The organism is Halomarina litorea, assembly GCF_024227715.1.
In the GTDB taxonomy this organism is placed as follows: domain Archaea; phylum Halobacteriota; class Halobacteria; order Halobacteriales; family Haloarculaceae; genus Halomarina; species Halomarina litorea.
In genome coordinates this window covers 26,952-40,769 of record NZ_CP100451.1, presented here as the reverse complement: position 1 = coordinate 40,769, position 13,818 = coordinate 26,952, and the positions used below count along the sequence as shown (strand labels likewise).

16 protein-coding genes and 1 pseudogene are annotated in these 13,818 nt (G+C 61.4%); 12 read left to right on the top strand and 5 right to left on the bottom strand.

Annotated elements, in window-relative coordinates; all coding sequences use genetic code 11:
• Nucleotides 1–7: 7 nt before the first annotated feature.
• Entirely contained in the window at nucleotides 8–196 is a 189-nt protein-coding gene (locus NKG96_RS19730) for a hypothetical protein (RefSeq protein WP_254538797.1), read from the top strand.
• A gap of 264 nt (nucleotides 197–460) precedes the next feature.
• Here the strand turns inward: NKG96_RS19730 and NKG96_RS19725 are convergent, their stop codons facing one another.
• Complete coding sequence (locus tag NKG96_RS19725) at nucleotides 461–658, bottom strand: heavy-metal-associated domain-containing protein (protein WP_254538796.1); 198 nt, start codon at nucleotides 656–658, stop codon at nucleotides 461–463.
• A 131-nt stretch (nucleotides 659–789) separates the two neighbouring features.
• Between NKG96_RS19725 and NKG96_RS19720 the strand changes: the two genes are divergently transcribed.
• The 7 genes from NKG96_RS19720 (at nucleotide 790) to NKG96_RS19695 (ending at nucleotide 7,064) form a co-directional block, all read left to right on the top strand.
• Complete coding sequence (locus tag NKG96_RS19720; RefSeq protein WP_254538795.1) at nucleotides 790–1,389, top strand: AsnC family transcriptional regulator; 600 nt, start codon at nucleotides 790–792, stop codon at nucleotides 1,387–1,389.
• Between the two features lie 105 nt (nucleotides 1,390–1,494).
• Nucleotides 1,495–4,119, top strand: coding sequence for a heavy metal translocating P-type ATPase (locus NKG96_RS19715; protein ID WP_254538794.1), 2,625 nt, complete (start codon nucleotides 1,495–1,497; stop codon nucleotides 4,117–4,119).
• A gap of 18 nt (nucleotides 4,120–4,137) precedes the next feature.
• Nucleotides 4,138–4,362 (top strand): DUF7123 family protein, encoded by a 225-nt coding sequence (locus NKG96_RS21230; protein ID WP_438267450.1) that lies wholly within the window; start codon nucleotides 4,138–4,140, stop codon nucleotides 4,360–4,362.
• A complete protein-coding gene (locus NKG96_RS19710) occupies nucleotides 4,311–5,357 on the top strand; it encodes a DUF63 family protein (protein WP_254538793.1) in 1,047 nt (348 codons plus the stop codon). Before NKG96_RS21230 ends, NKG96_RS19710 begins: the two co-directional genes overlap by 52 nt.
• Nucleotide 5,358: 1 nt before the next feature.
• On the top strand, nucleotides 5,359–5,814 hold the full coding sequence (locus NKG96_RS19705; protein WP_254538792.1) for a hypothetical protein: 456 nt from the start codon (nucleotides 5,359–5,361) through the stop codon (nucleotides 5,812–5,814).
• A gap of 13 nt (nucleotides 5,815–5,827) precedes the next feature.
• Complete coding sequence (locus tag NKG96_RS19700; RefSeq protein WP_254538791.1) at nucleotides 5,828–6,547, top strand: DUF1405 domain-containing protein; 720 nt, start codon at nucleotides 5,828–5,830, stop codon at nucleotides 6,545–6,547.
• A gap of 208 nt (nucleotides 6,548–6,755) precedes the next feature.
• Nucleotides 6,756–7,064 (top strand): cupredoxin domain-containing protein, encoded by a 309-nt coding sequence (locus tag NKG96_RS19695; RefSeq protein WP_254538790.1) that lies wholly within the window; start codon nucleotides 6,756–6,758, stop codon nucleotides 7,062–7,064.
• 69 nt (nucleotides 7,065–7,133) lie between these two features.
• Here NKG96_RS19695 and NKG96_RS19690 read toward each other — a convergent pair whose 3' ends face one another.
• The 3 genes from NKG96_RS19690 to NKG96_RS19680 form a co-directional block, all read right to left on the bottom strand.
• Entirely contained in the window at nucleotides 7,134–7,658 is a 525-nt protein-coding gene (locus NKG96_RS19690) for a metal-dependent hydrolase (RefSeq protein WP_254538789.1), read from the bottom strand.
• A 171-nt stretch (nucleotides 7,659–7,829) separates the two neighbouring features.
• Nucleotides 7,830–8,129 (bottom strand): hypothetical protein, encoded by a 300-nt coding sequence (locus tag NKG96_RS19685; RefSeq protein WP_254538788.1) that lies wholly within the window; start codon nucleotides 8,127–8,129, stop codon nucleotides 7,830–7,832.
• Nucleotides 8,126–8,425: a hypothetical protein gene (locus NKG96_RS19680; RefSeq protein ID WP_254538787.1), complete on the bottom strand. Its 300-nt coding sequence runs from the start codon at nucleotides 8,423–8,425 to the stop codon at nucleotides 8,126–8,128. Before NKG96_RS19680 ends, NKG96_RS19685 begins: the two co-directional genes overlap by 4 nt.
• A gap of 365 nt (nucleotides 8,426–8,790) precedes the next feature.
• On the opposite strand from NKG96_RS19680, the gene NKG96_RS19675 reads away from it, so the two are divergent.
• From NKG96_RS19675 to NKG96_RS19660, 4 genes and pseudogenes are all read left to right on the top strand, one after another.
• Nucleotides 8,791–9,174: a hypothetical protein gene (locus NKG96_RS19675; protein WP_368409338.1), complete on the top strand. Its 384-nt coding sequence runs from the start codon at nucleotides 8,791–8,793 to the stop codon at nucleotides 9,172–9,174.
• 6 nt (nucleotides 9,175–9,180) lie between these two features.
• Nucleotides 9,181–10,050: a class I SAM-dependent methyltransferase gene (locus NKG96_RS19670; RefSeq protein WP_254538786.1), complete on the top strand. Its 870-nt coding sequence runs from the start codon at nucleotides 9,181–9,183 to the stop codon at nucleotides 10,048–10,050.
• 106 nt (nucleotides 10,051–10,156) lie between these two features.
• On the top strand, nucleotides 10,157–10,441 hold the full coding sequence (locus NKG96_RS19665; protein ID WP_254538785.1) for an AbrB/MazE/SpoVT family DNA-binding domain-containing protein: 285 nt from the start codon (nucleotides 10,157–10,159) through the stop codon (nucleotides 10,439–10,441).
• A pseudogene (locus NKG96_RS19660) lies at nucleotides 10,434–10,902 on the top strand (hypothetical protein). Before NKG96_RS19665 ends, NKG96_RS19660 begins: the two are co-directional and overlap by 8 nt.
• A gap of 73 nt (nucleotides 10,903–10,975) precedes the next feature.
• Here NKG96_RS19660 and acnA read toward each other — a convergent pair.
• Nucleotides 10,976–13,756, bottom strand: a complete 2,781-nt coding sequence (acnA, locus tag NKG96_RS19655) for an aconitate hydratase AcnA (RefSeq protein ID WP_254538784.1) — start codon at nucleotides 13,754–13,756, stop codon at nucleotides 10,976–10,978.
• Nucleotides 13,757–13,818 lie beyond the last annotated feature (62 nt).

Sequence of the window (13,818 nt, the reverse complement as noted above, 5' to 3'; positions counted from 1 at the left end):
GGTCCGTATGTGCGCCGTGATCCTCGTGATCCCCTTGGTGACCGTGCGCACCGTGGTCGTGCTCAGTTTCCCCGTGATGAGTGTGTTCGGTTTCGGCTTGGCGGTGCTCGTGCTCGGGATGTTCGGGTTCCGTGGTGGCCTCATCCGCCGCAGTATGCGCTTCGTACTCCGTGGGGTGGGACTGCTGCTCGGATAACGCGTAAGCTGTTGCTCGCACTTCAGCATCTGCTTCTAACTGGCAAATTCGACAACAGTAGACGGATCCTTCGGATTGATGCGGTGGGTGAGGCCCCGGGGAGAGGTTTCCGGAATGCTCGTGGTCTGGATGGTTGCTCATGGCGTGGGTTTTGGTGCCGCCCCTCATTATATTGTCCAGACCCTGACACTGCGCGGTGCCATCGAGAGGGTCGGAATCGAACGAGAACGGCGGGGCGTTCGTCAGCGTGCGTTCCGGCGTTTCTCAGGCGTGGGCGGTGTAGCCAGCGTCCTCGACGGCTTGGACGAGTGCCGTGGCGTCAGCATCGCCCTCGATGCTCGCCTGTTCGGCTTCTCGATCGACAGTTACGTCGGTCACGCCGCTCGCCTCTCGAAGCGCTTCTTCGACTGTCTGTTCGCAGTGGCCGCAAGTCATTCCCTCGACGGTGATGGTCGTCGACATACATGGATACGTACGCCTCCCACTCTTATGCGGATTTTCCCTTCGAAACAGCGAGTCACAAGCAATCCAAAGTTTGGAAGCTAAGCAGGTAGCACCGAGATGCTTTAGTCATTCGTTGTCGTTGGTCCACTATGCGCGACCTCGACGAAACCGATCTGGAAATCCTCCAGCTCCTGCTGTCGAACGCTCGTCGACCGTACAGTGATATCGCGGACGTCGTCGGCCTCTCGGCACCGGCCGTGTCGGATCGGGTGGCGAGACTGCAGGAGATGGGAATCATCAGCCGGTTCACCCTCGATGTCGACCGCTCACAACTCCGGAAAGGCATTCCCGTGTTGCTGACGCTGGACGTCGCCTCGGACGGTCCGGGAGTCGGGCCACTTAAAGATGTCCTGCTCGATGAGGGGGCTGTCGAGCACGTGTTCACCACCGCTGAAGGCGATCTGGTCGTCTATGCGCGCGTTCCAGACAACGACGTTGCGAGCTGGCTCGACGACACGCTCGACGACGGAGCAATCGCAGATTTCGGAGTGACGCTCCTAGCACGCGCTGACTGGTCGCCTGATCTGGGCGGGACGGAGTTCGCCCTCTCCTGTGCCCAGTGCGGGAATACGGTCGATAGCGAGGGGACAGCCACCCGCATCGACGGGGAGTTGTACCAGTTCTGTTGTCCGTCGTGTGAATCCCGGTTCGAGGAGAAATACGAGCAGCTTCAGCAGGGAGCTGATTGATTAGAAAGGCCTGCTAGACTGCTTTGGATTCGAAATTCCACAGCCACATTCGCCGAACACCTGAAAGGGCAAACCGATTGAATATGGAGGCCGTATGAGCATGTAATGAGTCAGCGGAAAAGCCAAATCGACATCCAGGGGATGAGTTGCGCGAACTGCTCGCAAACCATCACTGACGCCGTTGAATCCGTAGATGGCGTCTCGGACGCGAACATCAACTTCGCGACCGACGAGGGGAGTGTCGAGTACGACCCGGACGACGTCTCACTCGGCCAAATATTCGATGCTATCGAGGACGCTGGCTACTCGCCAGTCACAGATTCAGTGAACATCGGTATCACGGACATGTCGTGTGCGAACTGCTCGGAGACGGTGCAGGACGCGCTCGAACGGACGCCGGGTGTCGTCAGCGCCGACGTGAACTTCGCGACCGACGAGGCACAGGTCACGTACAACCCGGCCGAGGCGAGCCTCTCGGACTTCTACGACGCCATCGAGGACGCTGGCTACTCGCCCGTCCGTGAGGACGCGGAGACTGAGGACGGGTCTGGTGGTGACGCCCGAGAGGAGGCCCGGCAAGCAGAGATCAGGCGACAGTTGCGGCTGACGCTGTTCGGTGCAGCGCTGTCGGCCCCGCTGCTGTTCTTCCTCGTCGAAAAATTCCTGCTCGGCGGTGGCGTCCTTCCGGAGACCATTCTTGGCATCGAGTTCGGCTGGGTCGAGTTCCTGCTGGCGACGCCCGTCCAGCTGGTACTCGGCTGGCCGTTCTACAAGAACTCCTACAAGGCGCTCGTGAAGAACGGCCGCGCCAACATGGACGTGCTGATCGCGCTGGGTTCGACCACCGCGTACGTCTACTCCGTGGCGGTCCTCTCAGGGGTAATCGCCGGGGGGCTGTATTTCGATACGGCGGCGCTCATCCTCGTGTTCATCACGCTCGGGAACTACCTCGAAGCCCGCTCGAAGGGCCAGGCCGGTGAGGCGCTCCGGAAGCTGCTCGAGATGGAGGCCGAGACAGCCACCGTCGTCGACGAGAACAGCAACGAGGAGGAAATCCCGCTTGAGGACGTTGAGGTCGGGGATCGAATGAAGGTCCGCCCCGGTGAGCAGATTCCGACCGACGGGGTCGTCGTCGACGGGCAGTCAGCCGTTGATGAGTCGATGGTCACCGGCGAGTCCGTCCCTGTCGAGAAGAGCGAGGGCGACGAGGTGGTCGGCTCGACCATCAACGAGAACGGCGTGCTCGTCGTGGAGGCGACGAAGGTCGGCAAGGACACGGCGCTCCAGCAGATCGTTCAGACGGTCAAGGAAGCCCAGTCACGCCAGCCCGACATCCAGAACCTCGCCGACCGCATCTCGGCGTACTTCGTGCCCGTGGTTATCGTGAACGCCCTTTTCTGGGGCGTCGTCTGGTATCTGTTCCCCGAACTCCTCGTCGGAGTTATCGACGCGCTTCCGCTTTGGAGCCTCGTTGCTGGCGGCCCCGTCGCTGCCGGCGGCGTATCGGTCTTCGAGTTCTCTATCATCGTCTTCGCGTCGTCGGTGCTCATCGCCTGTCCCTGTGCGCTCGGACTCGCAACGCCGGCGGCGACGATGGTCGGGACAACCATCGGCGCACAGAACGGCGTCCTGTTCAAGGGCGGCGACATCCTCGAACGGGCGAAGGACGTCGACACGGTGGTCTTCGACAAGACGGGCACGCTCACGAAAGGAGAGATGGAACTCACCGACGTGGTCGTCTTCAACGGAGACGGCCAACCGGTCGCGGACGGTGGGAACCCTGCCGCAGATGGGGGCCAGCTAACTGCACAGGAGCGCCTCAGCGAGGACGACGTGCTGCGGCTGGCAGCCACCGCCGAGAGCGGGAGCGAACACCCCCTCGCCCGCGCTATCGTCGACGGAGCCAGAGAGCGCGGGATCGATGTAACCGACCCGGACGACTTCGAGAACGTCCCCGGTCACGGCATCAAAGCGACCGTCGGTGACAGCGAGGTGCTGGTGGGCAACCGGAAGCTGCTCCGGGACAACGGGATCGACCCGTCACCCGCCCAAGAGACGATGGAGCGCCTAGAGAACGAGGGGAAGACGGCGATGCTCGTCGCCCGCGTGCCTGCCGGCACGGACGAGGGCGAACTCGTCGGCGTGGTCGCTGACGCCGACACAGTCAAAGAGAGTGCGAAAGACGCCGTGAGCCAACTGCAGGAACGCGGCGTCGACGTGATGATGATCACCGGCGACAACGAACGGACCGCCCGCTCGGTCGCCGAGCAGGTCGGCATCGACCCCGAGAACGTCCGTGCGGAGGTTCTCCCCGAAGACAAGTCCGACGCCGTCGAGAGCATTCAGGACGAAGGGCGCAAGGCGATGATGGTGGGCGACGGCGTCAACGATGCGCCCGCCCTTGCCGTCGCGTACGTCGGGACGGCCATCGGCTCGGGGACGGACGTCGCCATCGAGGCGGCGGACGTGACGCTGATGCGCGACGACCCGCTCGACGTCGTGAAGGCCATCCGCATCTCGGACGCGACGCTCGCGAAAATCAAACAGAACCTCGTGTGGGCGCTGGGGTACAACACGGCGATGATTCCGCTGGCCTCGCTCGGATTACTCCAACCGGTGCTCGCTGCTGGCGCGATGGCGTTCTCCAGCGTGTCGGTACTGTCGAACAGCCTGCTGTTCCGGCGGTATACCCCCGACCACGACTACAAACTGCTGGGCTGGTTCCGCTGAACGTCACTCGCTCAACCGATGTCCAATATTTCCCGCCAAACGGTGCACGCGTATCTCGTTAAGACGGCCAGCTCCGAGCCGACGTACCTCCGTGCTCGTGAGATTGCCAACGAGTTGGACGCATCACCGAAAGCTGTCGCGCAGTATCTCAGTCAGCTTCAGGACGACCTCGCCGATATCTCCCTCGAGAAGTGGGGACGTTCGAAGAGTACGACGTGGCGCCTCGAGGTGAGCACGGCGTGAGCACTGCTCGACACGCCTGGGGGACACTGCCCGACACTGGATCGCGCGAGTGGTGGCTGCTGTATCTGCTCGGCCCAGTACTCCTCATCGGCGTCGCACTCCTCGTGTTCCCGACGCTGGTCTATGACCGATTCGTCTGGCAGTACCTCTGGGGACCGGTTGTCGCCGACGCCGCCAGCCAGCCAGTGACCCACGAGGGGATTCGGGCCGTACGTGGGTACAACGCGGTGAATACGGTGACGTACCTCGCGGCGGTCCTGTACAGCCTCCCTGGGCTACGGGCGTATCTGGACGCCCTCGACGTCACGTTCGACGCACGACTTGCCTACGGGTTCGCCCCGATTATCGTCGCCGGCGGCGCGATGCGTGCCCTCGAAGATATCGGCCTGCTCGGGGAGTACGATGTGCTGTTCATCACGCCGTCGATCTATTTCGTCGTCACCGCGGTCACCGTCCTGGCACTCGGTGCTGGGGCGCTGGCTCGCGATCGGGGACTCGTCACGATTCCACAGGCAATCGGTGCGGTCGGGGCAGTGTGGGCCATCGGGGCTGTCGGGTGGGCGTTCTTGTACGGTGCGACGATGGCGGTGTCGCTGCGACTGTGGGTTCCGGTCGTAACGACCGGGATCGCCCTTGGAGTGACGGGCGTGTACTACTGGGGTGCCGGATTCGTCGATACACCTCACCTCCGTCATCCATTACTCCTACTCGCGATCTTCGGTCAGTTGTGGGACGGGGCGCAAAGTCTCGTCGGCGTCGCGTTCCTCGGCTACTCCCCGAAGTTGGTTCTGACGAACCTCGTGTACCAGGCAACTGGCTTCGCCGGCTCGACGTTCGTCCTCAAACTCCTCGTGACCGGGGGTATCGTGTGGTATCTCGCGGAGGCGAGAGAAGAGATGAACCACACGTGGTGGTGGCTCATGGCGTTTTTCATCGGCGCGATTGGACTGCCGATGGGAGTCAGAGGATCACTCAGGATGATGCTCGGAGTCTAACATGAACACGAACACCGATAGTACGACGATGCGGCAGTACGGAGCAGCGATCGCCGTGGTCTCGGGCCTGTACTCGCTGGTGTCAGCAACCGGTGGCAGCGGGATGATGGGGTCGAACAGCGGGCTCCTCATGGCCCTCCTCGGCGTGGTGGTCGTAGTGCACGGCGTGGTCTTGCTGACGCCCTCCGCGGTCCGACTCGGGAATGCGAGCGGTCCGCTGATGATCGGCTACTCGCTGGTAATGCTACTCAACCAGGTGCTCGTCGGCGTTACTGGAAGCGCGAACTGGGGGATGGGAAGCGGCATGGGATCGAGCATGGACGGCGGAATGGGTAGTATGGGCTCTCCGATGACTGCCGGAATGGGCTGGGACCTCGGAATGGTCGCACTCGCAGTACTAATGCTGATCAGCGGCATCATCATGACGAATCGCGTCGACGCTGGATCGGAGATGTGACGTCATCGAACGAATGACGGATACTGGCTCGCGGGTCGACCTCCCGATGTACCTCGCCCCACTTCCACGGCGGCTCGAAGATCTGGCGCTCCGATACGCGTGGCTCATCGTCTCGATCAATCTCGCGGGAACCGCGTTCGGGTTCTGGTACTACCGTTCCCAGCTTGCTCAAACCCCGCTAGTGATGTGGCCGTTCGTCCCCGATAGTCCCATTGCGACGCTGTTCGTGGCGCTGAGTCTCGCCGCCTGGAAACTCGGCTACGACGTCGAGTGGCTGCATATGCTCGCGTTCTTCGGCAACATCAAGCTCGGCCTCTGGACACCGTTCGTCCAGTTCGTGCTCAACGGTCCCGGCGGCATCGAACCCTGGCTCTACTGGTTCCTCATCGTGAGCCATCTCGCGATGAGTCTGCAGTCGTTCCTGATCTATCGCTACGCCGAGTTCTCGGTCGGTGCGGTCGCCGTCGCCACCGTCTGGTACGGATTCAACGACCTCGTGGACTACTTCACACCGCTTGTCGGCGAGTACAACCATACGTTCCTGCGAGCCGAACTCGTCAACGGCGCTCTCGATCACTCGTTGGGGGCGCACGACCTCGCGGCCGCCGCCGCAGTAACCCTGACGCTCGCGGCGACGTTCCTCGCTCTAGCAACCCGCGTGAAGAAGCTTGAGGGAGCCGCTCCCGAATCAATCGCACAGAGACCTCGGTCGACCGGAGGGATCGAACCATGACAAATGTCCGACAGCAGTTTCGGAACAGACGTCGTACCCCGTGCATCGCGGATGACACGAACACGCAGGGCGGAGGGAGCTAGAGATGCCAGTAGATACGTACTCGCGACGAACACTGCTTCGACGGGCTGGCGGGACACTAGTCGTCGGAACGACGACAGTCGCTGGCTGTCTCGGGGGCAGTAACCCGTCGGGACCGAGGGTGACGATGACTGGCGAGCTTCGCTTTGACCCGGCAGACATCACCATCGATGCTGGTCGGCAGGTCACGTGGACCAACGACGGTGGGGCGCCACACACGGCACCAGCATACGAGAACGCGATCCCGGCCGACGCGTCGTATTTCGCCAGTGGTGGGTACGAGTCCGAACAGGCCGTCCGCCAGAGCACGTCGGCGCGGGGCTTCCTCGAAGGCGGCGACACCTACAGTTACACGTTCGACGTCGCAGGCACGTATCGGTATTTCTGCCTTCCGCATGAGGAGAATGGAATGATCGGACGAGTTATCGTTGAATAGGTACAGTCGGGTCCGTTCCGTATTCTATTCGAGACCGATTTCGAACCGACGACTAGGGTCCACCCACAGTCAGGGGCTTCGGGATCGTTTCGAGAACGAGTACCCCGGCTTTCCGTCATGAATCCACAGAGCACTCGCGACCAGTGTCACGACAGTCTGAGCGAGAACGTATGGCGTCGACGAGAGCAAGGCGAGGAGGTCACCGATCGTGCTGATATGGTGGTACTCGGTGACGACCGGCCAAAACAGAAACAAAATCGTCTCTTCCGGGATGAATACGTAATCAACGAGATCAGCACCGAGATGGGAGAGATATCCGAGTGCGAATACTGCACCGAACTCTCGCTTTCCTCGCCGTTTTGCGAGAGTACCCATAGCCGCGATGAGGACAACGGTCACGAACAGCGAGTGTGCCACCGACCGACTTGGGAGCGAAGAAATCACGAGAGTCAGCGGCTTATCGATGAGATCGGGGAGTAATGCACCTCCACAGAGTGCGATAATATCGTCTCCGTGAGGTTGCTTTTCCCAGACCCTACGGACGACCGTGCGATAGCTGAGATACGCGACCGCGGCGTGAACCCAAAACAGCACACTCGATAGAGACCCTCGACGGGTATTGACGTTCCCGGTTCAGGTCTATTGTACCCTGTCGATTCCAGACCGGATCGACTCCCGGTTGAAGTAGAGCCCTTCCAGCCGAGAAGCACGGCCGTCACGACAAGAAAACGGATCGAACGGAGCGTTTCGCCACTCCCAGTGGACTCACGGTCGGAACAAGGAATGAAACCAGCCCTCGTTCTCGGGGGAGAGGCCGTCTTGAATGGCGTGGACGGCAGCGGCAACAGCAACTGCAAGCACGGCATGTGAGAGATGTAGCGGAACCTGCTCGAACACCAAGGAGCTCACACTGAGAATCGCAGCGAGGAATGCGCCGAGTCCGAGTCTGAAGAAGAACGGACGCTGGATTACGAGGATATACTCACGATACAGAAACACGTAACACAGGAGGGCAATTGTCCCCGATACTCCTATCAAGAGGACCGTCGAGAGGAGCTGATTCACGACGATTCACCGCCTGAATAACTCAGCCGTGGGTGGATATAACCCAATCCAGCCACTACCGCCAAGACACCAATCGCAGCGCCGGCCTCTGTTACACTGAGAACGTCGTGTGGAAGAGAGACGATCCACCCAATATGAGCGATTCCGAAGAGAGCACCCATGAGTGGAATTCCCTCGAGAAACTGGCCGTATATTCCCTGATACTGGTGCCGAATTGTGAGGATCTTCGACACTGAATACACCGAACTCAGGACGATGAGTCCCGTTGTGAGCCACTCGACGTGGGAGACGAACATAGGTACGTGCAGTTTGGCCATCGACAAGTCGGTTGCCCCTCACAAGACGCCCATGATCATAGATTCCAAATGGTACGTTCCAAAAAGCACGGTAATCGAAACATGAAGCTCGTAGATTGCAAGCAAAAGAAGCCGTAATCGCAATAGAGGTGTGACTCGTATAACCACCGTGTCAAGATCATGAATCGGTCGGAATCTGTACTGTTCTCGGCCACTCCCGCTGTGTCCGTCGGTGTCGACGCAGTGACGCTCATCGGGTCGGGTACCGAGAGCAAGCAGCACGGTGAGGAGCGACGCGTGACTGTTCGACGAGGGATGGCCCGACAGTTACCCAATGGGTTTCCCGTCCGGAGCTACGAAATCCGATGATCAGGCGACTTCTCCACGGGTTCGGGTACCTCGCAGCTCACGTCCTCTTTCTCGGCGCGACCACACCGCGTGCCGTCGTCCGACGGCTTCGACTCGCGTATCGGCTCGTCGGGGTTCGCATCGTCGAGACGCCACGGGTCGACGCAGTCGAACGGACGATATTCCTCTGCCCCTACAGGAACCTTGGTGCGAACTGGTTCGGCGAGAGATGGGTCTGTCACGATATCCTCGACCGCGTCGACGACGGCTACGTCACCTACCTCCGTCGCCACAAAGACATCGACTACCAGCGTCCGCGAGGGTGTACCGAGCTAGAGTACGGCAGCGAATCGGCGTACTGCTATTCAGAGGTTTCGAAGCTCTCGGAATACTCGGAGTAACGGATGGTGTCGGACTCACTCCACGACCGGATTACGGACCAGTTCTCGTACCGTGGCGAGCGAGCCGACATCTGGCGCGGATTCGATTTTCTGCTCGACACCGAGTCGTTCCTCAATATGGGCTACTCGCCGTGGTATTTGCCTTACGTTCTCGGATCGAGCCAACGGCGTCTCGCAATAAAGATTGCAACCGAGCTGAAACCTCGGCTCGTCGATACCGAAGAGACACAGCTCTTGGATGTTGGCTGTGGTCGGGGCGGGCCGACGATCGAACTCGCCGAGGAGCTGAACGTCCCCGCACTTGGGGTCGACCTCGTCCCGTTCAATATCGCCACTGCACGCACGAACGCGACGACGCATGGAATCGGGGCGAAGTTTCTCGTGGGCGATGCGACCGGACTACCAATTGCGACGAATACCGTCGATGTCTGTACCGCCGTCGATTCGCTAGTCTACATCCCGGACAAGCCCGCTGCATTCGAGGAACTAGCGCGTGTGCTAAAATCGGGCGGTGTGCTCGCGATATCGGACCTACTCATGAGTGACAGTGTCGGAACGGCTGAAGCAGATGCTGTCACGGATTTCGCAGAGGCCTGGGACATGCCGCCGCTCTCGACCGTCGAACAGTACCTGACGGACCTCGAACACGCCGGGGTCACCATTGATACTGTTCAGGACATCACTGCGAACAGTATTGGTCGATTCCAGAAGTGGACGCGCCTGTATCTGTTCTTCGAGATGCATATCGAAGGGGTCGTTGAACGGCTGCTCTCTCACTGGGGAATGGACCGACAGGCAGTGAGCGAACAAATCCGACACGCCCATCGTGCGCTCCCGCACCTCAGACATCTGCTCGTCACCGCAACACGGCGATGAGTCGCTATCTTCGTGATAGCTGGTAATATCGCTGCTCTACTTCGAGTCGGGGCTGGGAGTAGGGTTCTGAGCAAACGTTATGATCGTTCTCACTCTAGGTGGGAATATGGCGAAGGTGGATTCAAAAGGGCGGATCGTTCTCCCACGGGAGGTACGAGAGCGTCTCGGGATTACTCCCGGTACTGAGGTAGAGATCCACGAAGAGGATGGGAAAGCAGTCGTTGAACCCGAAGACAACCCCGAACAGATTATCGAGCGCATGGAACAACTCGTTGCGGAAACGTCTCCGGAACGGGGTGAGACGACGCCGCTTGACGGGGGAGCCGACCCAATTGCTCAGAAGCACCGAGACGCCATTCGAAGAGGAGCCGAACGGAATAGTAATGAGTGACGGTGACGGGCCGTATCTCTTCAACGTCGGGGTAATTGCACTCGCACACACAGAGGCCCTTGTCCGTGATGCTGCGCTCTCATACGTCCGAGATGCCATCACTGGTAACATAGACGCCGTTGTCCCGTAATCCTGCGCTGTTTGGAGCGCATACTGTCTTGACGACGTACTATGGGCGCTCAAACAGGGACGCGTCCCGCCTTCTACAGAATTTTATGGACGCGAAACGGATCCACTGGCACGACAATATGTCTGAAGACATCGTTCGGGATGGATTTTCTCTGGCGAGTGAGACAAATGTTGACAGCTGGGACGGGTATTATGCACAGGTCGCGGTCGACGAAGGAGTGAACACTGTCCTGACGATTGACAACCACTTTGAACGATTTGATGTGTTCGATACGGAAACAATTCTTTCATCCGAAGAATTTGAGGAACCGAATAGGTTCCTTGGGGATTAATTCCGATAACTACGTTGAGTACCAAATTTGTATCACCAATACTGAAAGGCAAGCACCGGTCGACTCTGTACGGCTACTGTTCGATGAGCAGACGACGGAGCACGAGGTGCAAGATGCCCCCGTTCTGGACGTAGCGGACGGCCGCCGGTGTCCCGACCTGCGCGGTGACAGGGAACTCGACGGTCGAACCGTCGGCTCGCTCGGCGACGACCGTGAGGTCGTTGTTCACGCTCAGTCCGTCGTCGAGCCCCCGAACCGAGACGTGCTCGGACCCGTTGATGCCGAGTGATTCCCACGAGTCGCCTTCCGCGAACTGGAGTGGGAGGACTCCCATGCCCACAAGGTTGTCCCGGAAGATGCGTTCGTAGCTCTCCGCGATGGTCGCCCGGACGCCGAGCAGGTCGGTCCCCTTCGCGGCCCAGTCACGACTCGACCCCGTGCCGAGTTCCTCGCCCGCGAAGACGACCAGTGGCGTATCGTCCTCGCGGTAGCGCCGACTGGCCTCGAAGACGGTCGTCTGTTCCTCCGTGGGGTGGTGAACCGTGTAGCCGCCCTCGACACCGTCGAGCATCTCGTTCTCGATACGGACGTTGGCGAACGTCCCTCGCATCATCACCTCGTGGTTCCCCCGACGAGCGCCGTACGTGTTGAACTCGTGGGGCTCGACGCCGTGGTCGACGAGCCACTTACCTGCGGGAAGGTCGCGGGAGAACGGCCCCGCGGGGCTGATATGGTCGGTCGTGACGGTGTCGCCGAGCAACAGGAGCGTCCGGGCGCCCTCGACGTCGGCGACGCCCGGCTCGTCGAGCGGGAAGTCCTCGAAGAACGGCGGTTCGCGGATGTACGTCGAGGCGTCGTCCCACTCGTAGACGTCCCCCGTGGGGGCGTCGAGGGCCTCCCAGCGCTCGTCGCCCTCGAACACCTCGGCGTACTTCTCCTCGAACATCGAGGCGTCGACGCTGTCGTGGACGGCCGCGAGAATCTCGTCGGCGCTGGGCCAGAGGTCGGCTAGGTAGACCGGTTCGCCGTCCTCGTCCGTGCCCAGCGGGTCGTGTTCGAGGTCGACGTCCATCCGCCCGGCGAGCCCGTAGGCGACGACCAGCGGCGGGCTGGCGAGGTAGTTCGCCCGGACCTTCGGGTGGATACGCGCCTCGAAGTTCCGGTTGCCCGAGAGGACGCTCGTCGTCCAGAGGTCGTGGTCGTCGATGGCGCGCTCGATGGGTTCGGGAAGTGGACCGGCGTTCCCGATACAGGTCGTACAGCCGTAGCCGACGACGTTGTAGCCGAGGTCCTCCAGGTACGGGAGGAGGCCCGACGCTTCGAGGTACTCGGTGACGACGCGACTACCGGGGGCGAGGCTCGTTTTGACGTACGCGGGGACATCGAGACCGCGCTCGACGGCGTTGCGGGCGAGCAAGCCCGCCGCGAGCATCACCGACGGGTTTGAGGTGTTGGTACAGCTCGTGATGGCGCTGACCACGACGCTCCCGTGACCGATTTCGGTCGTCTCGCCGTTCACGTCAACCTCGACTCGTTTGTCGAGGTCACCGATGTCTGCCTCCGGCAGGTCGGTGTCGGGCCGGTCGGTGTCGGGAGCGCTGCTCTCTCCGAGCCATCGGGTGAGCGCGTCCTCGTCGATCTCGTGGAGGTCGTCCTCGAACTCGCCGTGGACGAGCTTCCGGAAGTGGGTCTTCATCTCCCCCATCGGCACGCGGTCCTGCGGGCGTTTCGGGCCAGCGAGGCTGGGTGTGATCGTCGAGAGGTCGATATCGACCGTATCGGTGTACTCGGGGTCCTGTTCGCCGAACAGCCCCTGTGCGTCGAGGTACTCTCGGACGAGTTCGATGTGGTCCTCGTCGCGGCCTGTGAGTTCGAGGTAGTCGAGGGTCGCCTCGTCGACGCCGAACATCGAGATGGTCGAGCCCTGTTCGGGTGCCATATTCGCGATGGTCGCCCGGTCGGGAACAGTGAGGTTCGCGACGCCGGGGCCGAAGAACTCGACGAAGCGGTCGACAACGCCGACCTCCCGAAGCCGTTCGGTGACGTGGAGGACGAGGTCCGTCGCCGTCGCCCCCTCGGGGAGTTCACCAGTGAGATGGACGCCGACCACCTCGGGGAGTTTCATCGTGATGGGCTGTCCGAGCATGGCGGCCTCGGCTTCGATGCCGCCGACGCCCCAGCCGACCACGCCGATACCGCCGATCATCGGTGTGTGGCTGTCCGTCCCGACGAGGGTGTCCGGCAGGAGCCACTGCTCGCCCCCGCGCTCGCGGGCGTGGACGACCTGCCCGAGGTACTCGAGGTTCACCTGGTGGACGATACCGGTCCCGGGCGGGACGACGCGGAAGTCCTCGAAGGCCTGCTGGGCCCACTTGAGCGCCCGGTAGCGCTCGCCGTTGCGCTCGTACTCCAGTTCGACGTTCCGCTCGTAGGCGTCCTCGCTCCCGAAGAAGTCCACCTGCACGCTGTGGTCGATGACGAGGTCACAGGGGACTTCGGGTTCGACGAGGGCGGGGGTCTTCCCCTCCCGCTTGACGGCCGACCGGAGGGCTGCCAAGTCGACGACGGCCGGGACGCCCGTGAGGTCCTGCAGGACGACACGCGAGGGGGTGAAGGGCAGCTCGACGTCGGGGACGTCGGATGACCAGGAGGCGACGTTACGGACGTCGTCGGCAGTGATCGTGTCGCCGTCGACGTTCCGGAGCACGGATTCGAGGAGGACTCGGATGCTGACGGGGAGGCGGTCGAGTTCGCAGAGTCCCGCCTCTTCGAGGGCGGTCAGGTCCGCCATCCGGTAGGCGGTCCCGTCGAACTCGAACTCGCGAATCGCGTCGAACGGATCTGTCTCGGCCATACCGTGAGCTACACCGACCGGGTTCTTGAATCATAGCCCATATGCAATCGATAGAGCCGGGC